This is a genomic window from Paludibacterium flexuosum, assembly GCF_037076605.1.
Classification (GTDB): domain Bacteria; phylum Pseudomonadota; class Gammaproteobacteria; order Burkholderiales; family Chromobacteriaceae; genus Paludibacterium.
In genome coordinates this window covers 2,442,738-2,463,521 of the sequence record NZ_AP029060.1, presented here as the reverse complement: position 1 = coordinate 2,463,521, position 20,784 = coordinate 2,442,738, and the positions used below count along the sequence as shown (strand labels likewise).

Annotated in this window: 21 protein-coding genes and 1 riboswitch; of the genes, 8 read left to right on the top strand and 13 right to left on the bottom strand. The window is 58.7% G+C overall.

Annotated elements, in window-relative coordinates; genetic code table 11:
- Positions 1–10: 10 nt before the first annotated feature.
- Positions 11–568, top strand: a complete 558-nt coding sequence (locus tag AACH39_RS11710; RefSeq protein WP_215779458.1) for a hypothetical protein — start codon at positions 11–13, stop codon at positions 566–568.
- Here the strand turns inward: AACH39_RS11710 and AACH39_RS11705 are convergent.
- Positions 553–1,284 (bottom strand): 16S rRNA (uracil(1498)-N(3))-methyltransferase, encoded by a 732-nt coding sequence (locus AACH39_RS11705; RefSeq protein WP_338620071.1) that lies wholly within the window; start codon positions 1,282–1,284, stop codon positions 553–555. The genes AACH39_RS11710 and AACH39_RS11705 overlap by 16 nt on opposite strands.
- Before the next feature lie 95 nt (positions 1,285–1,379).
- Here AACH39_RS11705 and AACH39_RS11700 point away from each other — a divergent pair, with 95 nt between their 5' ends.
- Positions 1,380–2,171, top strand: a complete 792-nt coding sequence (locus AACH39_RS11700; RefSeq protein WP_338620069.1) for an inositol monophosphatase family protein — start codon at positions 1,380–1,382, stop codon at positions 2,169–2,171.
- 49 nt (positions 2,172–2,220) lie between these two features.
- On the opposite strand, the gene AACH39_RS11695 is transcribed toward AACH39_RS11700, so the two are convergent.
- The 4 genes from AACH39_RS11695 to rarD all read right to left on the bottom strand — a co-directional run bounded on the left by AACH39_RS11695 (position 2,221) and on the right by rarD (position 5,621).
- Positions 2,221–2,601, bottom strand: a complete 381-nt coding sequence (locus AACH39_RS11695) for a RidA family protein (RefSeq protein WP_215779465.1) — start codon at positions 2,599–2,601, stop codon at positions 2,221–2,223.
- 59 nt (positions 2,602–2,660) lie between these two features.
- Positions 2,661–3,983, bottom strand: coding sequence for an L-serine ammonia-lyase, iron-sulfur-dependent, subunit alpha (locus AACH39_RS11690; protein ID WP_305798422.1), 1,323 nt, complete (start codon positions 3,981–3,983; stop codon positions 2,661–2,663).
- 2 nt (positions 3,984–3,985) lie between these two features.
- A complete protein-coding gene (locus AACH39_RS11685) occupies positions 3,986–4,618 on the bottom strand; it encodes a helix-turn-helix transcriptional regulator (RefSeq protein WP_215779468.1) in 633 nt (210 codons plus the stop codon).
- 109 nt (positions 4,619–4,727) lie between these two features.
- Positions 4,728–5,621, bottom strand: a complete 894-nt coding sequence (rarD, locus tag AACH39_RS11680; RefSeq protein ID WP_215779470.1) for an EamA family transporter RarD — start codon at positions 5,619–5,621, stop codon at positions 4,728–4,730.
- Between the two features lie 268 nt (positions 5,622–5,889).
- Between rarD and AACH39_RS11675 the strand changes: the two genes are divergently transcribed.
- Positions 5,890–9,366: an indolepyruvate ferredoxin oxidoreductase family protein gene (locus AACH39_RS11675; RefSeq protein WP_215779473.1), complete on the top strand. Its 3,477-nt coding sequence runs from the start codon at positions 5,890–5,892 to the stop codon at positions 9,364–9,366.
- A 51-nt stretch (positions 9,367–9,417) separates the two neighbouring features.
- Here the strand turns inward: AACH39_RS11675 and AACH39_RS11670 are convergent, their stop codons facing one another.
- Complete coding sequence (locus AACH39_RS11670) at positions 9,418–9,633, bottom strand: hypothetical protein (protein ID WP_338620063.1); 216 nt, start codon at positions 9,631–9,633, stop codon at positions 9,418–9,420.
- Positions 9,634–9,754: 121 nt separating this feature from the next.
- Here AACH39_RS11670 and AACH39_RS11665 point away from each other — a divergent pair, with 121 nt between their 5' ends.
- A complete protein-coding gene (locus tag AACH39_RS11665) occupies positions 9,755–10,243 on the top strand; it encodes a GNAT family N-acetyltransferase (RefSeq protein WP_215779478.1) in 489 nt (162 codons plus the stop codon).
- Between the two features lie 107 nt (positions 10,244–10,350).
- On the opposite strand, the gene pyrI is transcribed toward AACH39_RS11665, so the two are convergent.
- The 4 genes from pyrI to AACH39_RS11645 all read right to left on the bottom strand — a co-directional run bounded on the left by pyrI (position 10,351) and on the right by AACH39_RS11645 (position 14,537).
- Positions 10,351–10,809: an aspartate carbamoyltransferase regulatory subunit gene (pyrI, locus tag AACH39_RS11660; protein WP_215779480.1), complete on the bottom strand. Its 459-nt coding sequence runs from the start codon at positions 10,807–10,809 to the stop codon at positions 10,351–10,353.
- A 33-nt stretch (positions 10,810–10,842) separates the two neighbouring features.
- Positions 10,843–11,763, bottom strand: a complete 921-nt coding sequence (gene pyrB / locus AACH39_RS11655; RefSeq protein WP_215779483.1) for an aspartate carbamoyltransferase — start codon at positions 11,761–11,763, stop codon at positions 10,843–10,845.
- Positions 11,764–12,041: 278 nt separating this feature from the next.
- On the bottom strand, positions 12,042–14,117 hold the full coding sequence (locus AACH39_RS11650; RefSeq protein WP_338620061.1) for a methyl-accepting chemotaxis protein: 2,076 nt from the start codon (positions 14,115–14,117) through the stop codon (positions 12,042–12,044).
- 150 nt (positions 14,118–14,267) lie between these two features.
- The gene (locus tag AACH39_RS11645; RefSeq protein ID WP_338620060.1) at positions 14,268–14,537 is read right to left on the bottom strand and encodes a YkgJ family cysteine cluster protein; all 270 of its coding nucleotides are present in this window, start codon (positions 14,535–14,537) and stop codon (positions 14,268–14,270) included.
- 88 nt (positions 14,538–14,625) lie between these two features.
- On the opposite strand from AACH39_RS11645, the gene AACH39_RS11640 reads away from it, so the two are divergent.
- Complete coding sequence (locus tag AACH39_RS11640; RefSeq protein ID WP_215779485.1) at positions 14,626–15,843, top strand: HD-GYP domain-containing protein; 1,218 nt, start codon at positions 14,626–14,628, stop codon at positions 15,841–15,843.
- Here AACH39_RS11640 and AACH39_RS11635 read toward each other — a convergent pair.
- From AACH39_RS11635 to thiC, 3 genes are read right to left on the bottom strand one after another with little or no spacing between them, the layout of a single operon-like run.
- Positions 15,836–16,192, bottom strand: coding sequence for a nucleotide pyrophosphohydrolase (locus AACH39_RS11635; RefSeq protein ID WP_215779487.1), 357 nt, complete (start codon positions 16,190–16,192; stop codon positions 15,836–15,838). The two genes, AACH39_RS11640 and AACH39_RS11635, sit on opposite strands and share 8 nt — an antisense overlap.
- A 58-nt stretch (positions 16,193–16,250) precedes the next feature.
- On the bottom strand, positions 16,251–16,859 hold the full coding sequence (gene gstA, locus AACH39_RS11630; protein WP_215779489.1) for a glutathione transferase GstA: 609 nt from the start codon (positions 16,857–16,859) through the stop codon (positions 16,251–16,253).
- 26 nt (positions 16,860–16,885) lie between these two features.
- The gene (thiC, locus tag AACH39_RS11625) at positions 16,886–18,790 is read right to left on the bottom strand and encodes a phosphomethylpyrimidine synthase ThiC (protein WP_215779492.1); all 1,905 of its coding nucleotides are present in this window, start codon (positions 18,788–18,790) and stop codon (positions 16,886–16,888) included.
- A 42-nt stretch (positions 18,791–18,832) separates the two neighbouring features.
- A riboswitch (TPP riboswitch) is annotated at positions 18,833–18,949 on the bottom strand.
- A gap of 62 nt (positions 18,950–19,011) precedes the next feature.
- Between thiC and AACH39_RS11620 the strand changes: the two genes are divergently transcribed.
- The 3 genes from AACH39_RS11620 to ung are packed head-to-tail and all read left to right on the top strand — an operon-like array spanning position 19,012 to position 20,763.
- Positions 19,012–19,671 carry a protein-L-isoaspartate O-methyltransferase gene (locus tag AACH39_RS11620; protein ID WP_215779494.1) on the top strand — a complete coding sequence of 220 codons (660 nt, stop codon included), beginning with the start codon at positions 19,012–19,014 and terminating at the stop codon, positions 19,669–19,671.
- Complete coding sequence (locus AACH39_RS11615; protein WP_215779496.1) at positions 19,671–19,994, top strand: rhodanese-like domain-containing protein; 324 nt, start codon at positions 19,671–19,673, stop codon at positions 19,992–19,994. The genes AACH39_RS11620 and AACH39_RS11615 overlap by 1 nt, the downstream gene beginning before the upstream one ends.
- Before the next feature lie 46 nt (positions 19,995–20,040).
- A complete protein-coding gene (ung, locus tag AACH39_RS11610) occupies positions 20,041–20,763 on the top strand; it encodes a uracil-DNA glycosylase (RefSeq protein ID WP_338620059.1) in 723 nt (240 codons plus the stop codon).
- Positions 20,764–20,784: the final 21 nt, after the last annotated feature.

The following is a 20,784-nucleotide window of genomic DNA, read 5'->3' as shown; positions in this document are numbered from 1 at the left end:
TCCGTCGTACATGGCCAGACCAGACAAAATTTCCCGTTTCCTGCCAATCAGCTTTGCCAACGGCACCAAGGTGCGCCGTTTTGCCAAGCATTGCCCGCGCTGCAACACCATGGTGACTGCCGACACCATGCAGGGCATCGCCGCCCTGCTGGAAAACCGGATTTTCGTCGCCGCCAAGGCGCATTGCCCGGTATGCCAAAAACGCTTTTCCGTGGCCTGCGTCATCACCGACAACCGCCATGTCCACCGCGTGCTGGCTCCCGACTGGCTGTTTTCCCTCTGGCTGCGCATGGCCGTGCGCAACCTGCCGCAGCCGGTCAATCATCATGAGTGGGCACTGCCGGAAGAAGAGGCCCCGGCCCAGCATGGCCTGGTACTCAAGGACAGCGAAGACATCGTGCACTCCGAGGAAATCCTCGGCAAATTCGACGGCATCACCATCTCGAGCTGGATCGAATACCAGGGGCAGCGCTACCACTTCGAGCGGGCCGCCCCTCCGGGCGGGATCAAGCTGGGGGTGGATGAAATCCTGTTCGACGGCAAGCTGATCTATCAGCTCAAGGCGTAATCCCCCCAGACCGTCTGCATCGCCGAAACGGCCGCGAGAGCGGCCGTTTCCGTTCGCAGGATGCGCGGCCCGAGTCGAAGCGGCGTCCAGCCAGCGGCAAGCGCGGCTCCCTCTTCCTCCGGGGTATAACCGCCCTCCGGCCCGGCCATCAGCCAGGCAGAAGCCGGCCGTTGGGCAATGTCCTGCAGGCTGCGTGTACCCAGCGGGGACAGCAGCAACTGCACCGAAGCCGCCTGACGAATAGCCAGCCATTCGCTGACCGTGAGGATCGGCAACACCCGGGGAATCACCGTGCGGCCGCTTTGCTCGCAGGCGGCAATCACGATCTCCTGCCAACGCTGCAGACGCTTGTCGGCACGCTCACCGGCCAGTTTGACCACCGAACGCTGTGCGGCCAGCGGCTGAAACACGCTGACCCCCATTTCCACCCCCTTCTGCAGGGTAAAATCCATGCGATCACCGCTGGAAATGGCCTGCGCCAGGCCGAGCCAGATCGGTGATTCACGTGAAACAGGATCATGCCGGCTCACCGTGCATTCAGCGTGACGCTTGTCGAGCTGTGTCAAGGTGGCGACATATTCGCCCCCCTGTCCGTTGAACAGCGTCAATGCCTCGCCCTCTCGCAGCCGCAACACCTGGACGTGGCGCACCACGGTTTCGGGCAGTACCACGACACTGTCTTCCGACAGTGGCATATCGACAAAAAACCTTGCCATAACAGCAACAATCCTGTGTTTTGGTTACAATCAGATCATCTTGTGCATTGCGGCAATCCAACACGCCGGGTCGGCCAATTATAAAGGAATCCAGCATGCAGGTTATTGAACAGCTAGGCGATTTGCTGCGCGACATTGCCGCGCAGGAAATCCTGCCGCGTTTCCTCTGCGTCGGCCACACGCGCAAGGATGACGGCAGCCTGCTGACCGATGCGGATCTGGCCTGTCAGGCAGCACTGGAAGCCAGCCTGCCCAGGTTGCTGCCTTACCCGGTGCTGGGCGAGGAAATGACCCGCCAGGAGCAGGATCTGCTCTGGCTGCGCCAGATGGAGGGGCTTTGGGTCGTCGACCCCATTGACGGCACCACCAACTTCATCAACGGCCTGCCGCATTTCGCCATCTCCGTCGCGCTGATGCAAAACGGCCGCAGCACCCTCGGCGCCATCTACAACCCGATGACCCAGGAGCTGTTCTGCGCCGAGCGCGGCGCCGGCGCCACACTCAACGGCATCCCGCTGCCGTTGAAGCAGAAGGCCAATCCGATGTGTGAAGCCATTGCCGGCGTGGATGTCAAATACCTGTGTTCGGCCAGACTGGCCTCCCGCCTCAACAGCGTGGCCCCCTTCGGCAGCCAGCGCAGCATGGGCTCCAGTACGCTGGACTGGTGTTATCTGGCCGCCGGACGCTTCGATGTCTATCTGCACGGCGGCCAGCGTCTGTGGGATTACGCCGCGGGCGCCCTGATCCTGGAAGAAGCGGGCGGCTGTGTTGCCTCGCTGCAGCAGGATGACTTCTGGGCCGACAAACCCTGGAAACGCTCGGTGATCGCGGCGCGCGACGCCGATATGTTCGCCCAGTGGCACCGCTGGGTACGCAACAATCAGTGAACAAACAAAAAACCGCCCGATGGGCGGTTTTTTGTTCACCAGACCGGCCTCAGGCGCGTACGGCGATGGCTTCCACTTCTACCAGCACATTTTTCGGCAGGGTTTTCACGGCCACGCAGGAACGAGCCGGGGACTGTTCGCCGAAGTACTCCGCATAGATGGCATTGAAGGCCGCAAAGTCGGCCATGTCAGCCAGGAAGCAGGTGGTCTTCAGTACATTGGCCGGCGTTGTGCCGCCAGCCTTGAGTACGGCGACCAGGTTTTCCAGCGCGCGGCGGCTCTGTTCACTGATGCCGCCGGCAACGATCTCGCCGGTTTTCGGATCCAGCGGGATCTGGCCGGAGGTGAACACCAGCTGACCAAAGGCCGTCCCCTGGGAGTACGGGCCAATTGCCGCCGGGGCGGCATCGGTATGCAAAATCTCTTTCATTGCCATCGTCCTTGTTGAATGAGTTAAAGACCGGCCCCGGAAGGGCCGGACGGTTGAAATCAGGCTGCGCGGTGCTTGTGCATCATGATATGCAAAATCTGCTCGTCGGTCTGTTGCATGCCCTGGCAAGCCAGTTTGCCGAGATTGCTGATCGAGGCATCGACATCCTCGGCCACAATGCCCTCATTGCCGGTCACGCGGGTGCCGTCCAGCGCCATCAGCACCGCCTTCCAGGCGGCAGATACCGAGGTAGACACCTTCATGGCACAGCTATTGGAAGCGCCATCGCAGATCATCCCCGCCAGATCGCCAATCATGCTGGAAATGGCCATGTTCACCGCACGCTCGCCGCCTTCCAGCAGGAAAGCCATGCCGGCAGCGGCCCCCATCGAAGCCGTGGTGACCGCACACAGGGCGGACAACTTGGGCAGTCGGCTGTGGATATACACCGCCATCAGATGCGACAGCGTCAGGGCGCGCAGCAGCTGTTCATGGCTGGCACCAACGTGCTCGGCCACGACCACCACCGGCATGGTGGCGGCGATCCCCTGGTTGCCGGAACCCGAGTTGCTCATCGCCGGCAGGGTGGCGCCCCCCATGCGGGCATCCGACGCGGCCGTGGTTCGGGTCAGGATCTCGGTCATCAGCCCTTCCGGCATCAGGCCGGATTGGCTCTGACGCTTGAGCGTGGCACCGATATGCAGGCCGTAATCACCGCTCATACCCTCATTGGACAGGGCATCGTTCAGCTGGGCCGCTTCGGCCAGAAAATCGATCTGATCCAGCGGGACCGCCATGGCAAACTCGTAGACATCACGTGCCGTCGCGCCTGTCAGGTCATAGGCAGCCGCAGCATCCCCAGACTGTTCATCGGCAGCGAACAGCACCTGTCCGTTGCGCTCGATGCGTACCACATTGGTATGGGCATCGGCGATGCAGACGCGAACGCGGTCCTCACCGGCCATGACCAGCGCTTCCGAGTAGAGAATATTCGGCACATCAGCAACGCCGATACTGACCTTGTGCTCGGCAATCATGGTCTTGGCGGCGGCAACCTGTGCCTCGGTCAATCCCTTGAGCACCTGCAGGCGTCCATCCGGATTGCCGCCGATCGAGCCGACCGCGGCGGCGATCAGCAGGCCAACCGTGCCGGTGCCCGGTACGGTGACCCCCATGCCGTTTTTCATCAGATTGGCGGAGACTCGCGCTTCAATCCGCTCGGCCGGGCGTCCCAGTTCACGGGTGGCAATGGCTGCCGCCAGCGCCAGCGAAACCGGTTCGGTACAACCCAGTGCCGGCACGACTTCCTGATGCAGCGCCTTCAGATATTCCGTCCACAGTTTGTTGGTCGGTTGGAGAGACGTGCTTGCTTGCATTGTCATGTTCATTCCCTGCTCAGCTTCAGATAGCGGTACAAGGTCGGCTCGGAAATATCCAGCGCCTGTGCCGCGCGGGCGACAAACCCGCGGATGGAAAACAGCCCGCGCCGGTCAAACTCCAGCACGACCCGTGATTTTTCTTCCGGAGACAGCCGCTGTGGCTCCACCTCGAACTGATCCAGCACCTCGTTCATGATGTCGACGCCGACATCGTCTACCGAGGCCGACAGATTCTCCTGGTGCCGCTCCTGCGACAAGTCTGCCGGCAACAAGGCCTGCACGGCTTCCAGCGCCCGCTGGTAGCGACTGTCATCGGCATTGACGCAAAACATCGACCGCACCCGCCCCTGCTCGTCCTTGAACACCAGGGTCGATGAGCGCAGCGAGGTGCCGCCAGCCGTCTTGCTGCGGTAATTAATGCGGTAATCACCACCGTCCGGACCGCTGCACTCCTGTGCCATGCGCAATGCCAGATCGGTGGCCGGTGCCCCGACATCGCGGCCGGAGATGCGGCCATGGCGGATGATGCGCAGGGACGCTGCCGGGTCGGACAGGTCATGAATGGCAATTTCGCAATCCGGCCCCAGCAGGGCGGACACGAAATCGGCCAGTACTTCGGCGTCGACGGTCAGTTTCATGTCAGCGTAAAAGAAAAATCCTCGTGATGAGATTATATTTATCATCACGAGGATTTTTCAGTCAATTGCAGCTTGCATGATCCTGCGCAAGCTTATGACAAGCGGGCGGTCAGCGTTGACGCAACAGGCTGCGCAGGCTGGCCAGTGAGTACAGCAGCAGGGCCGTCCAGATCAGGGCAAAACCGATGGCGCGCGTCTGATCGAACGCTTCGTGATACATCACCACCCCCAGCAAGAGTTGCAGGGTCGGGCTGATGTACTGGATGACCCCCAGGGTGGCCAGCTTCAGCCGTCGAGCCCCGTTGGCAAACAAAAGCAGCGGTACCGCCGTGACAATACCGGCACCGGCCAGCATCAGGTTCTGCCAGGCAGGCAGATGACCAAAATCCCCCTGTCCGTGGCTCTCCAGCCAGAGCAGCCAGGCCAGGGCCAGCGGTGCCAGCAGGAAAGTCTCCAGTGCCAGTCCTTCCAGCGAAGGCAGGGGGGCCCGCTTGCGCATCAGCCCATACAGACCGAAGGTGGTGGCCAGCCCCAGCGCCACCCAGGGTACGGTCCCCAGTTGCAGGGTCAGCCACAATACCCCCGCGCCGGCCAGTGCAACGGCCAGCTGCTGCAGGCGGCCCAGTCGCTCGCCCAGCACCAGTCGGCCCAGCAATACGTTGACCAGCGGATTGATGAAGTAGCCCAGACTGGATTCGACGATATGGCCCGAGTTGACGGCCCAGATATACAGCAGCCAGTTGCCGGACAACATCAGCGAAGACAACACAAATACCCCGAGCTTTTGCGGTGCCTGCCGGAAGGGCTGCAGCCACTCCCATTGACGACGCACCCCGAGCAGGATCAGCACAAACAGCGCCGACCAGACCAGTCGGTGACAGAGAATTTGCAGCGGGTCGATGTGGTGCAGCGGTTTCCAGTAAAGCGGGAACAGGCCCCAGCACAGGTAGGCACCAATGGCATACAGCACGCCCTGGCTGTGCCCGGCAGATTTGGCAGACATCTGAACTTTCACTTGCTAGAGAATCCACACAGCTTACCCGCAAGCCCATGCCTCGCCCACCCTTTTTCTGTCACCTGCTGGTCAGCAGCGCAATCACCGACTATTTTACTTTTCTATGTTTTGACGTTTACGTGAACGTAAACTATATTCTGCCAACACCGTCATGCCGAACTACAAATAAATTATCGCTGCTCACAAGGCATCTCCCGGCACCAGGATCTACCGATCTGTCCGTGTCGGGCACAGGCGAATATATGGAGGAGAAACCATGTCGATCCGGCATCGTGCGCTAGAAGAAAAATACACCGCACCCACCGGTCAGGTTCTGATGAGCGGCATCCAGGCGCTGGTGCGCCTGCCCATGCTGCAGCAGGATCGGGACCGGGCACAGGGACTGAATACCGCCGGCTATGTCACCGGCTATCGTGGTTCGCCGCTGGGGGGCGTCGACCAGAGCATGCAGAAGGCCGAGGCGCACCTGAAAGCCCACAATGTGGTGTTTCATCCGGGGCTGAACGAGGATCTGGCCGCAACGGCGGTCTGGGGCACACAGCAGGTCAACCTGTTCCCCGGCGCCAAGTACGATGGCGTCTATGCCATGTGGTACGGCAAGGGACCGGGCGTAGACCGTTCAGGCGACGTCCTCAAGCATGGCAATGCCGCCGGCACCAGCAAGCATGGTGGTGTGCTGATCATTGCCGGCGATGATCATGCCGCCAAGTCGTCCACCTTCCCGCATCAGTCGGATCACGCCCTGGCTGCCTCGATGATCCCGGTACTCAGCCCGTCCGGCGTGCAGGAAGTGATCGACTTTGGCCTGCATGGCTGGGCGATGAGTCGCTACAGCGGTTGCTGGGTGGCGATCAAGGCCATCAGCGACACCATCGAGAGTTCCGCCGTGGTGGACATCTCACCGGAACGGATCCAGATCCAGTACCCGCAGGATGTCGACATGCCGGAGGACGGACTGAACATCCGCTGGCCCGACCCGCCGCTGGTGCAGGAAAAACGTCTGTTGCACCACCGGCTGTATGCCGCCCTGGCCTATGCGCGCGCCAATCATCTCAATCGTGTGGTACTGGATGCGCCTGAGGCACGTCTGGGCATTATCACCACCGGCAAATCCTACCTCGACGTCATGCAGGCACTGGATGATCTGGGCATTGATGAATCGCTGGCAGCCGAAATCGGTCTGCGCATCTTCAAGGTCGGCATGGTCTGGCCGCTGGAACCGGAAGGCGTGCGCCATTTTGCCGAAGGGCTGGAAGAAATCCTGGTGGTGGAAGAAAAACGCCAGGTGATCGAATACCAGTTGAAGGAGCAGCTGTACAACTGGCGCGAGGATGTGCGTCCGCGCGTTGTCGGCAAGTTTGCCGAAAAGGGGGAATGGGCGCTGCCACATGGCGACTGGCTGCTGCCGGCCGCCGGCGAACTGACACCGGCCATCATCGCCCGTGCCATTGCCAACCGGCTGGCCACGGTATTCGACAGCCCGGTGATGCACGAGCGGCTGAAATTCTATGAAGAGAAGGAAACCCAGCTGGGACAGAAGCGCGACAGCCTGCCACGGGTGCCACACTACTGCTCCGGCTGTCCGCACAATATCTCCACCAAGGTGCCGGAAGGCAGTCGCGCCCTCGCCGGGATTGGCTGCCATTACATGTCGTTGTGGATTGAGCCGCATACCCAGACCTTCTCGCAGATGGGCGGCGAAGGGGTGCCCTGGATCGGTCAGGCACCGTTTACCGAAACCCCGCATGTCTTTGCCAACCTGGGTGACGGCACCTACTTCCACTCCGGTCTGCTGGCCATCCGCGCAGCCGTGTCAGCGAAGGTCAACATCACCTACAAGCTGCTTTACAACGACGCCGTGGCCATGACCGGTGGCCAGCATGTCGACGGTCCGCTGGATGTGGCGACCATCACGCGCCAGCTGCATGCCGAGGGCGTGGCGCGCATCGTCATCAGTAGCGATGCCCCGGAAAAATACCGCGGCATGGCCGGGCTGGCGCCCGGGGTCGAGGTGTACCACCGGCGCGAACTGCAGCGCTTGCAGACCGAGCTGCGTACGGTCAGCGGTACCACCATCCTGATTCACGAACAGACCTGTGCTGCCGAGAAACGCCGGCGGCGCAAGCGCGGCGAGCTGGTGGATCCACAACGTCGTGCCTATATCAATGCCCGCGTCTGCGAAGGCTGCGGCGACTGCTCCAACAAGTCAGGCTGTCTGTCCATCCTGCCGCTGGAGACCCCGCTGGGCCGCAAACGCAAGATCGACCAGTCAAGCTGCAACAAGGACTTCTCCTGTCAGGAGGGATTCTGTCCCAGCTTCGTCACGGTGGAAGGCGGCAAGCTGCGCACGGCGGCACGCGAGCTGAAGGGAGAACTGGCGCAGATGCCCGCGCTGCCCTCGCCTGCCCTGCCAGCGCTCGATCAGCCCTACTCCATCATGGTGACCGGCATTGGCGGTACCGGGGTGGTCACCATTGGTCAGGTCCTTGGCATGGCTGCCCACCTGGACGATATGGGCGTCACAGTGCTGGACATGGCCGGTCTGGCACAGAAAGGGGGGTCGGTCTGGTCGCATGTACGCATTGCGCGTAATCAGCAGTCCCTGCACGCCGTACGCATCGCGGCAGGAGATGCCAACCTGGTTCTTGGCTGTGATCTGGTGGTCACCGCGTCGGAAGAAGCGCTGGCCAAGATGCGCGAAGGCTTCTCGCATGTCGTGGTCAACAATTACGAGGCACCCACCAGCGCCTTCCTGACCCAGCCCGATCTGCGCTTCCCGGCCCAGGCGATGAAACAGACCATCCAGCAATCAGTGGGCACCGCGCGCTATGCCGAAGTGAATGCCACCCGGCTGGCCACGGCGCTGCTCAACGATGCGCTGGCAAGCAATATGTTCATGCTGGGCTTTGCCTGGCAGCGCGGCCTGGTACCGGTCAGTGAAGAAGCCATCCTGGAAGCTATCCGTCTCAATGGTGCGGCGGTTGAGTTCAACCGCCAGGCCTTCCTGTGGGGACGACACACCGCGCATGATCCGGCGCGCGTCGAGTCGCTGCTGACCAATAACAGCATCATCCAGTTTGTTCCACGTGAAACCGTCGAAGGCATTGTGCATCAGCGCAGCCAGATGCTGCTGGCCTATCAGAATGGCAAGCTGGCTGCACGATACCGCAAGCTGGTGGAACGGGTACGTGAAGCCGAGTCGCGGCTGACCCCCAACCGCTCGCCGCTGACCCTGGCCGTGGCCAAGACTTACGCACAGCTGCTTGCCTACAAGGACGAGTTCGAGGTGGCGCGGCTTTACTCCGACGGTGAGTTCCTCAGTGAAATCCGCAGCGCCTTCGAAGGGGATGTCCGGCTGCACTTTCACCTTGGTCCGAGCTGGATGACGCATGGCAAGGCGACCAAGAAGACGCTCGGGCCCTGGGCACTCAAAGCCATGCGTTTGCTGGCCGCCATGCGATTCCTGCGCGGCACGGCGCTGGATCCGTTTGCCTGGCAGACCGATCGCAAGCTGGAACGACAATGGATTGGCGAGTTCGAGCAGATGGTGGAACAGCTGATTCATGGCTTGACGGCAGATAATCTGCCGCAGGCGATCGAGCTGGTGACACTGTGGCAGGGCGTGCGCGGCTTTGGCCACATCAAGGCCGGTAATTATCAGCACGCCCGCCAGGCGATCGATCCGCTACTGGCACAATTCCTGGCCATTCGCCAAAAGCGCCAGGTAGCCTGATGGCTGCCTGATCCTGGTGCGGATTCCCGGTTTTGGGGAATCCGCACCATCTCAAGGCTTGCCGATGCTGAGGATACGCGCGGATTCCAGCGCATCATCCGCTTCGGTCGATTCGTTCTGCCACACCCAGACATCATTGGCGGCATCATAGGCTTCCACCAGCCACAACGCCCCGCCAATCAATCGGGCACGGGTCGGATGGCGAAAGTTGAACATCACCAGATCACTGGTTTTTACGGGCTCCACCGGCTTGGACTTGGTTCTCATGGCATCGCTCCTGTCAAGTTGCGGTCACTTGTGTACAGCAAGCGCCGTGCCAGCCAGGTCCTTTTTGACAAGCCCGGGTCAGACCCCTAGCATCCACGGTATGCCATCTGCCGAGAACACCATGTTGATCCGCCCTGCCACCGAAGACGATCTGCCAGCCATCCTGACCATTTTCAACGAAGTCATCCGCCATTCCACGGCCATCTACCTCGATCATCCGGTCGAACTGGCCGAACGGCGCGACTGGTTCAGTGCTCGCCGGCAAGCCGGTTATCCGGTGCTGGTCGCCGAGCAGGATCACGAGATTGTCGGTTACGCCAGTTTCGGCGATTTTCGCAGCTATCCCGGTTACCGCTTTACCGTCGAGCACAGTGTGCATCTTGCACCGGCAGCACGGGGACAGGGTATCGGTCGCCAGTTGGTGGAGGCCTTGATCCCGCTGGCTCAGTCACTGGGCAAGCATGTGATGGTCGGTGCGATCGACGCGGCCAATGAGGGGTCGATCCGCTTTCACCAGCGGCTGGGGTTTGCCGAAGTCGCGCGCATGCCGGAAGTCGGCTTCAAGTTCGGCCGCTGGCTGGATCTGGTGCTGATGCAAAAAACGCTTTAGCGCCGCGCAGAAATGCGAAAAGCGCCACGGAATCCGTGGCGCTTTTCATTTTTTTTGCTGTCGAGGCAGCTTTTTTCTTGCAGTTTCTATTTCACCCTTTGTACGACTTAGCGCACTTCTACAACAATATCCTTACTAAATACCTTTTCGCAATACTTGCATTTCATTTTTGTGTCATGACCATGGGCTTTTACATAGAAAAAGCTCTCGACCGGCTCATTATGTGAGATGCAATTGGAGTTGGGGCAGGCAAAAATGCCCTGAATCGTCTCCGGAAGCTCAAGTTGATGCTTTTTGACGACCTCGAAATTTTCAATGACATTCACGGTCGCCTTGGGAGCAAACAGTGCCAGTTCATTGGCCTGGTCTTCAGTCAGCGCAATGTTTTCCACCTTGATCAGGTCTTTGCTGCCCATGTGACGCGATGACAGGTTCAGGCCGACCGTTACGCGCTCGCCGGTTTCCGCCAGGCGGAACAGTCGCAAAATCTTCAAGCCCTGACCAGCCGGGATGTGGTCGATGACGGTGCCTTCTTTCAGGGCTTCTACAGTACGGGTGTATTGCATGATCAATCCTTGTTCGTTGTTCGTTGCAGCCGCTCAGACGGTTTCATTCAACACCAGCGCCAGCAGTGCCTGACGGGCATAGACACCATTTTCTGCCTGTTCGAAGTAATAGGCATACGGCGTGGCATCGACATCGACGTCAATTTCGTCGACGCGCGGCAAGGGATGCAGGATTTTCAGGTTCTCGCGCGCATGGCGCAGCATGTCGGCGTGCAGGATGAACTTGCCCTGGATTTTCTTGAACTCGGCTTCGTCAAAGCGCTCGCGCTGTACACGGGTCATGTACAGGATGTCGCTTTGCGGAATGACCTCTTCCAGGCTGGAAGCCAGGGTATAGGAGATGCCCTTCTCGTCCAGTTCTTCGCAGATATAGTCCGGCATGGCCAGGGCTTCCGGGGCCACGAAGTAGAAGCGGCAGTTGAACAGCGACAGCGCCTGGGTCAGCGAATGAACGGTACGGCCATACTTCAGGTCCCCGACGAAGGTGACCGTCAGATCGTGCAGTTTCCCCTGGGTCTCGTTGATCGAGAACAGGTCGAGCAGGGTCTGCGTCGGATGCTGGTTGGAGCCGTCCCCGCCGTTGATGATCGGCACAGCGGAGAATTCGCTGGCCAGGCGGGCGGCACCTTCGCGCGGATGGCGCATCACCACGGCATCACTGTACGAGGCAATGATCTTCATCGAATCGGCCAGGGTCTCGCCCTTGCGCGCCGAGGTATTGCCACCATCGGCAAAACCGATGATGCGTCCACCCAACCGCTGGACCGCCGTTTCGAACGACAGACGGGTTCGCGTAGAGGGTTCGAAGAAACAGCTGGCAATCAGCTTGTCCTTGAGCAGATCGTTACGCGGTGTCGCCTTGAGGCGTGCAGCAGTCTCCACGACAAGTTCCAGCTCTTCACGGCTAAAGTCAGGAATGGAAATGATGTTTTTCCGGTAAAGCGGGTTGGCCATGGTCGTGTCCTTGTATTTATTTGTAATTTCTTCAGATAAAAAAAAAGCCCCTGAGAACAGGAGCTTTTTCAAAAACGGGTTATCGGAAAGGGACGTCGGGCCATGGCACCAGAAGACTGGCGGCCGCGGCGTCGATTGGCCTTGCTACGGGCAAAAAACATCATTCACATCCCTTCCGAACAAACTTTCAGATTATAACCCGATTTTTTGCCATACGGGAAGAAGGTGGCAAAAAAAAAGCGCAGCGAATTCGCTGCGCTTTTTCTGAACGGTGATGCTCAAAGCTTGAAGTTGCTCACCAGACGTTCGAGGTTGGCCGACAACTCGCGCAGGCGCAGTACCGAAGACGACACTTCATGCACCACCTGGCTGTTGGACTGGGCCATATTGCTGATGCGTTCGACGTTTTGCGCGATTTCACTGCTGGCATTGGACTGTTCGCGTGTCGAGGCGGCAATGTCGGCGATACTGGTGGCCAGGTCCTGGCTGCACTGCAGCACGCTGCGCATGGCTTCATTGGCCTCTTCCGCCACCTTGACACTCATATCGACCCGGCCACGCGTGCCGGAAACATCATTGACGGCATCGCGGGTCTCGCTGCCGATGGTGGTCACAATGCGGGAGATCTCGACCGTTGCTTCCGCCGAACGCCCGGCCAGCTTGCGCACCTCGTCGGCCACCACGGCAAAACCGCGGCCCATCTCGCCGGCACGAGCCGCTTCGATAGCAGCATTCAAGGCCAGCAAATTGGTCTGATCGGCAATGTCCTTGATCACGTTGATGATCGAGGACACTTCTTCGGAACGTGCCCCCAGGCTATTGATACGTTCGGCCAGACCATGCATGTTCTGGTTCATTTTCTGGATTTCGCTGGTCACCTGCGCCACGGTTGAGACGCTGTGCTCGGTCAGTTCGCCCGTCTGACGCGCCAGGTTTTCAGCTTCTTTGGCAGTGTCGGCAATGTGATGCACGCTGACCGTCACCTGCTCAACCCCGGCTGCGGTCGCGCTGGCAGCGTCCGACTGGACCGACGAGGCCTGTTCCACCTGCTCGGCAGAATCCGCCAGATGGGTAGCGGCCTGACTCACAGCCAGACTCTGGTTGCGGATCTCGCCGAACATTTCCGACAACGACTGCATGAACTGGTTGAAGGCTGCGGCAGACCGGCCGATTTCATCGTTATTGCTGATATTGATACGTACCGTCAGGTCCCCCTTGCCGGAAGCCAGCTGTTCCATATTGGCTGCCATGCGATCCAGCGGACGCGTCAGGGTGCGGGTCAGGCCGGCCAGCAACAGGATGATGGCCAGCAGGGCGATTACACCGATGCCGGCGGCAAGCAGGCTCTGGTGCAATGCCGGCGCGGTAATGGCCGAGGTCGGCACACTGACGCCCAGCGCCCAGAACTGCCCGGTATCTGCGACCTTCACCGGCTGGAAGAAGTGGGTATAGCCATCCGACTCATAAACAAACGGCTGACCACCCTTGATCTTGTCGAGATAGCCTGCCAGCGGATCCTCCTTCTCGACCGCTTTGCCCAGCACTTCTGCCTTCGGGTTGACCACATACAGCCCCCCCTCGGAGATCATGCGCACAAAACCGGTGTCGTAGGGATGAATCTGACTGAAGCGCTGTTGCAGATCACTCAGGGCGACGTCGGTGGCCGAAACGCCGAGGAATTTGCCGCTGGCATCCTTGATGGCCACGGCCAAAGAGCTTTCCAGTATCTTCTTGCCCTGCACTTCGTAGGGATAGGGTTCGGTGATGGTGTCGCGATTGCGCGTCTTCGGCACCATGTAAAAATCCCCCCAGCCCGATTTTTCATACGGCGGGGAATAGCTGTCCGGCGTATCTTTCAGCTTGTCCAGTTCCTTGAGGTAATCGCCGGACAACATGGTGTCGATCTGGGCCTTGCCCTGCGCATTGCGGGTGAAGTACGGGGTATAGCGGCCGGTCAGGTCTTCATAGGGCTTGTTGAAACGGAAGGCCTTGTCATTGCCATCCATGGCATTGGGTTCCCACAGCATCCACAGACCCACCGACTGTGGCGCATTGTCGAGCAACTCCAGATGCATGTTATCCACCATCTTGCGCTCGGGCATACCGCCGCGCTTGATACCCAAAACCGCCTGAGCCAGATGTTTCGGCAATGCATAGCCGACACGGAAATCCGCTTCTGTCGAATCCGCCAGGTTACGCGCCTGGCTTTGCGCCAGCTGATAACCCATATCGACTGCATTGCGATAGCTGAGCCACGAGATCAAACCAATCATGATGATGAAGGCTGCCGCAACGGCCAGACCTGTCACGACGGTGATTCGGGTGCTGAGGTGACCCCATTTTTTATCTGACATTATTCCCCCCGTGCTTCTCTTTATCACTTCGTTATTAGAAAAATATGTGTTGGCAGCGATGATTGCCAAACTATTTTGTTGTTCTTTTTAGATACATCATTCTCACAAGCTACTCGCCCTGTTTAAACCAGGCAATGCATGCCCGCAACCTCAGCGAGTGTAATTTTCCAGTTGTGTCAGCCACTGGATGGCCTCTTCACGATTTTGGCCGCACATTTCCCGACTTGGCTGCAAACTGGCACAAACGGCCGGTCTGAGCGGTGAGTCGAAAATCTTGCAGCCATAGTCATGATCCAGCTGAATACAGGGTATGCCGGCCGGCTTGCCCTCCGGCATACCCGGGATTGCCGAACTGATGGAGGGCGCAATACAGCAGGCACCACAGGCTGGTCGGCAGTTCACTTCTTCTAATTTATTCATATGTCTTATGACAATTTCCAGCAGACTTCACAAACGGGTCAGATAGACACTAAGATGAGACAAATACCCGTCTGATGGCCTGGCCACGATGATCAAATGTATCAATATTTCTGACCTCAAGGTCGGAATGTTCATTCACGATCTCAACTGCGACTGGATGTCTCATCCTTTCCTGAGAAATCGCTTTGTTGTCGCGCACGAAAGTGAAATCCGCAAAATCGCTGAATCCGGCATTCACGAAGTGTATATCGACACGTCAAAAGGCTTGGATGTCGTGCATGCCCCCACGCTGCAAGAGGTCAAAGCGCAGCTGGAAAGCGAAATGCGGGAAATTGGCGTGGAAGCGGCGCCGGCCAGCGAAAAACGCGCAACCGCCACGGAAGAATTCGGTCGGGCCAGGATGGTCCATGAAGAGGCACACCAGATCATCCATGGCATCCTGCACGATGTCCGTCTGGGCAAACAGGTCGATCTGGAACTGGTCACCCCCTCGGTGGAAAAAATGACCAGCTCGATTTTGCGCAATGACGGTGCCTTGCTGGCGCTGTGCCGCATCAAGGACAAGGATAACTATACCTTTCAGCATTCAGTCAGCGTGGGGGCGCTGATGGTCACTTTCTGCAATGCGATGAATATGGGCAAGGAAGTGATTCACCAGGCCGGCATTGGCGGCATGTTGCACGATATCGGCAAGATGAAGATCCCCGATGCCATCCTCAACAAGCCGGACAGGCTGACCGAGCGCGAATTCGCCGTGATGAAATGCCACGTCGTCGAAAGCAAGGCCATTCTCTCCCAGGCACGTGGCATCACCCAGACCTCCATTACCGTCGCGGCACAGCACCACGAGCGTCACGATGGCAGCGGCTACCCGGAAGGCCTGAAAGGCCATGAAATTTCTCAATTAGGTCAGATGGCCGCCATTGTCGATGTCTATGATGCACTGACATCCGATCGCTGCTATCACAAGGGCATGCCACCGACCGATGCCCTGCGCAAAATCTATGAATGGTCCAAATTTCACTTCAATCCGGATCTGGTACAAGCCTTCATGCGCACCATCGGTATCTATCCGGTCGGTACGCTGGTCAGACTGGAAAGCGGGCGACTGGGGGTCGTCGTTGAACAGAACGAAAAGAATCTGGTCTCGCCCAAGGTCAAGGTCTTTTTCAGTCTGAAGAGCAATGCCCACATCCCGCCGGAAATTGTCGACCTGTCGCGCAGCATGGGACATGGTGGCGCCGACAAAATCGTGCGGCATGAATCACCGGAGAAACTGCGTCTTGATCCGCTGAAATTCATTTGAGTGCCAGCGACGTCCCGGGCACCGGATACTTCAGGGCATTTTTCTCCATCTTGTTGCGTACTGCCTGATCCAGATCGATTTTCATGACCCCTGCCAGGCGGACCAGATACAACAACACATCCGCCACTTCTTCCTGCAGATGCTGATAGCGCGCCGGGTCATCGACCGGCATGTTCAGCACCTGTTCATCCGTTTGCCACTGGAAAATCTCCGCCAGCTCACCGACTTCTCCCGTCAGGGCCAGCATCAGATTGCGGGCAGTATGAAAGCGTTGCCAATCACGTTGATCGGCAAAATGCTGCAGGGCCTCCAGCAAGGCAGAGACCTCAATCAGAGGGGTTTGATTCATAGCGGTTTCACGTGAAACGCCCGGTCAGCCAGATACGGCTCACCGGGCGCGGAGTGGATCAACTCAGACCTTCATCCAGCAAGACTTTTTGCACCATCGGCCGTTGGGCAATACGTTGCTGGTAAGCCTGCAGCACCGGCCAGCGATCCAGCGGCAGCTTGACGTAATGGCACCAGCGCAGGCAGGTGAACAGATAACCGTCCGCCACACTGAAAGCAGGCAGCAAGGTTTCCTGACGTGACAGATGTTCGGCAACAAAATCCAGCCGCTTGCCCAGTCGCTCCAGGGCCATCTGCCGCACCGGCTCAGGCGTATCCGGCGAAAAGAGCGGACCAAAAGACTTGTGTACTTCGCTGCCGATGTAATTCAGCCACTCCTGCAAGCGGTAGCGCGCCATGGTGCCATTGGCCGGTGCCAGTTGCTTTTCCGGTACCTGGTCGGCGATGTACTGCACGATGGCGGCCCCTTCAGTCAGCAGTTCACCATTGTCGAGCAACAGTGCCGGCACACTGCCCTTCGGATTGATGGCCTGAAAGGGCTGTCCACTGGCGGTGACATGCGGCTGGGCACGAATGTCGACTTTCTCGATCTGGTACACCAAACCCGATTCTGCCAGTGCAATGTGCACAGACAGAGAACATGCACCGGGTGCGTAATACAGTTTCATGGGTTTCCTCCTGTTGGCGGACAAGCTCAGACTTTGTCGTACAGTTTACTCCCGGAAGCGACAAACTCGATGGCTTTGCTTTGCATGCCCTGCTGCAGCGCCGATTCGGCAGCAATACCCTGGCGATCCGCATAGGCGCGCACATCCTGGGTAATCTTCATCGAGCAGAACTGTGGTCCGCACATTGAGCAGAAATGGGCCACTTTGGCACTCTCCTTGGGCAGGGTCTGATCATGGAATGATCTGGCGCGATCGGGATCGAGCCCCAGATTGAATTGATCTTCCCAGCGGAATTCAAAGCGGGCTTTCGACAGCGCATTATCACGGATCTGTGCGCCGGGATGTCCCTTGGCCAGATCCGCCGCATGTGCTGCCAGCTTGTAGGTGATGATGCCCTCCTTGACGTCATGGCGATCCGGCAGGCCGAGGTGCTCCTTGGGCGTGACGTAGCACAGCATCGCCGTCCCATACCAGCCGATCTGCGCCGCACCAATGGCCGAGGTGATGTGGTCATAGCCCGGTGCAATGTCGGTGGTCAGCGGCCCCAGGGTGTAGAACGGTGCCTCGTGACACCAGTCCAGTTCCTTGTCCATGTTTTCCTTGATCAGTTGCATCGGCACATGGCCGGGCCCTTCGATCATCACCTGAACATCATGACGCCAGGCAATCTGCGTCAATTCACCCAGCGTCTTCAACTCAGCGAGCTGTGCTTCATCATTGGCATCGAAAATCGACCCCGGACGCAAGCCGTCGCCCAGAGAAATCGCCACATCATACTGGGCGAGAAGCTGGCACAGCTCGTCGAAATGCGTGTAAATGAAATTTTCCTGATGATGAGCCAGACACCATTTCGCCATGATCGATCCGCCCCGCGAGACGATGCCGGTCAGGCGATTGGCTGTCAGCGGTACATAGCGCAGCAGCACCCCGGCGTGCAGCGTGAAATAGTCCACCCCCTGCTCGGCCTGTTCGATCAGAGTATCGCGCAGAATTTCCCAGCTCAGATCCTCTGCCTTGCCATTCACCTTCTCCAGTGCCTGATAAATCGGCACGGTACCGACCGGCACCGGGCTGTTGCGCAGAATCCATTCCCGGGTTTCATGAATGTTCTTGCCGGTCGACAGATCCATGATGGTGTCCGCCCCCCAGCGAATCCCCCAGGTCATTTTGTCCACTTCGTCGTGAATGGAAGACGACAATGCACTGTTGCCGATATTGCCATTGATCTTCACCAGAAAATGGCGACCAATGATCATCGGCTCACTTTCCGGGTGATTGATGTTGGCCGGAATAATGGCCCGGCCGGCCGCGATTTCCGCGCGGACAAATTCAGGCGTGATGCTTTCCGGCAAACGGGCGCCAAAGCCCTGCCCCGGATGCTGACGCGACAACAGCTTCAGCATGCGCTCCTGTCCTGCCGCCTGCAGGCTCTGCAGATAGTGTTCACGATTGAGGTTTTCCCGAATCGCGACGAACTCCATTTCCGGGGTAATGATGCCGCGTCGGGCGTAATGCATTTGAGTCACCCTGGCCCCCTGTCTGGCCCGCAATGGGGTACGTTTCAGATTGAAGCGCAGCGCATCCAGTGACGCATCGGCAGCACGTTGCCGGCTATAAATGCTTCCCAGTTCTTCGACCACTTCGCAATCCTGCCGCTCGGCGATCCATTGTGCCCGCACCGGTGTGAGCCCGTCTTCCAGACTGATTTTCACAGACGGATCGGTATAGGGTCCGCTGGCGTCGTAGACATAGATCGGCGGGTTGGCTTCGCCGCCCAGCTGAGTCGGTGTATCGGCTTGTGAGATTTCCCGCATCGGGACACGCAAATCCGGCCTGCTGCCGCTGACATAGATCTTGCGCGAATTGGGTAAGGGCTGAATGGTGGCCTGGTCGAGTGTAATACGAGATTCAGAATGAGATGGCGCGTTCATCATGCCCTCCATGGCGATGAAACGGCGTGGGGCATGAAATGCTACAGAGCAGCACCGCTTCCCTACGCCGGAGTTAACCGGATCAGGTTCGAAGGGTATTTCTCACCCGTCAGTGTTGTCGGAATACGAAAACCACTGGCAGGACCCCTAGCGATGCTGTGAAGGTAAGGCAAATATGGGATAATCGCAAGTTATTGTCATAATGCTGCGGAGTGTGCTGAATGGATTTCGAACAAGCGCGATTCAACATGGTCGAGCAACAAATCCGCCCCTGGGAAGTACTGGATCCGACCATCCTCGATTTGCTGTTTCACGTGAAACGCGAAGATTTTGTCGCCGATGATCAGCGCGCACTGGCGTTTACCGATGTCGAACTGCCCTTGCCCAATGGCAGCCGCATGCTGCAACCAAAGCAAGAAGCCCGCATGATCCAGGATCTTGCCCTGCAGGCGGGCGACAAGGTGCTGGAAATCGGTACCGGCAGCGGTTATGTCACCGCCTTGCTGTCCAGACTGGTCGAACAGGTCTACAGCATCGACTGTGATGGCAGCATGCAAGCCATCGCAGCCGATCATCTGCATCAGGCAGGCTGTCAAAACGTGCAGCTGATCCATGCCAACGGTCTGGAAGGTCTGGCTCAACATGCGCCTTTCGATGCCATCTTCGTCGGTGGTTCGCTGCCAGTGGTACCGGAAGTACTCAAGCAACAGCTGGCAGTGGGTGGTCGCATGATGGTGACGGTCGGTCAGTTGCCAGTCATGTCTGTGGTTCTGGTGCGCCGTGAAAGCGACAACGTGTTTGCCGAGACCAAGCTGTACGAAACGGTCCTGCCCAGACTGCAAGGCAGTGAAGCCCTGCAACCCGAGCAGTTCGTCTTCTGATGGCGATGGAAATCACCTGCGAAGCGCTGGCGGCAAGGCTGAATTCGTCGGAGCCGGCGCCGCTGCTGCTGGATGTCCGCGAAGACTGGGAGTGGCAGATGGCGCATATCGAGGGATCGGTGCATCTGCCGATGAATCTGATTCCGTTGCGCCATAACGAACTGCCGGACGATCGTTTGATCGTCACGGTCTGTCATCATGGCATGCGCAGCCTTCAGGTCTGTCACTTTCTGCGTCAGGTCGGTTTTGATCAGGTACTCAGCCTACACGGCGGTATTGATGCCTGGTCAGCCACCATCGATGATTCAGTACCGAGATACTGATCCCCCGCCCCGGCGGGGTTTTTCTTTTCATTGCCAAGATTGATTCATGTCTGATTACTCCTTCCTGTCGCCAGCCATTGAGCGTGTCGAACCCGCCTGGCGTGCCATTCTGGATCGGCCAGCTGTCCGCACGGCTCTTCACTCCCTGGATCAACAGTTAAGCGCACGCCAGCAGGCAGGCCACCTTATCTATCCGGCACGAGACAACATCTTTCGCGCACTGTCATTCTCTGGCCCTGAATCGGTTCGGGTGGTGATTCTCGGTCAGGATCCCTATCACGGTGCCGGCGAAGCCATGGGCTTGTCCTTCTCCGTGTCGCCGGGGGTGAAGATTCCCCCGTCTCTGCGCAATATTTACAAGGAACTGGCACGGGATACAGACAGACCGCTGCGCAAGCAGGGGGATTTGACCGACTGGGCGCGTCAGGGCGTCCTGCTGCTCAACAGCGTACTGACGGTGGAAGCCGATCAGGCAGGCAGCCATGGCAAACTGGGCTGGCAGACCGTCACCACGGCCTTGCTGGATGCGGTCAATACCCTGAATCCAGGCTGTGTCTTCCTGCTCTGGGGTAACTGGGCACGCAGTCAGGCAGAACGCATTGATCAACAGCGACATCTGGTCCTGCAGGCCGCGCATCCTTCACCACTGTCTGCCAGCCGCGGCTTCATGCAGTGCGGACACTTCTCGCAGGCGAATCAGTGGCTGCAGGCACAGGGACAAGCAGCAATCGACTGGCAGCGTGCCGAGATTCAACCTTCATTGATCTGAATGCAGGGTGATATTTTCATC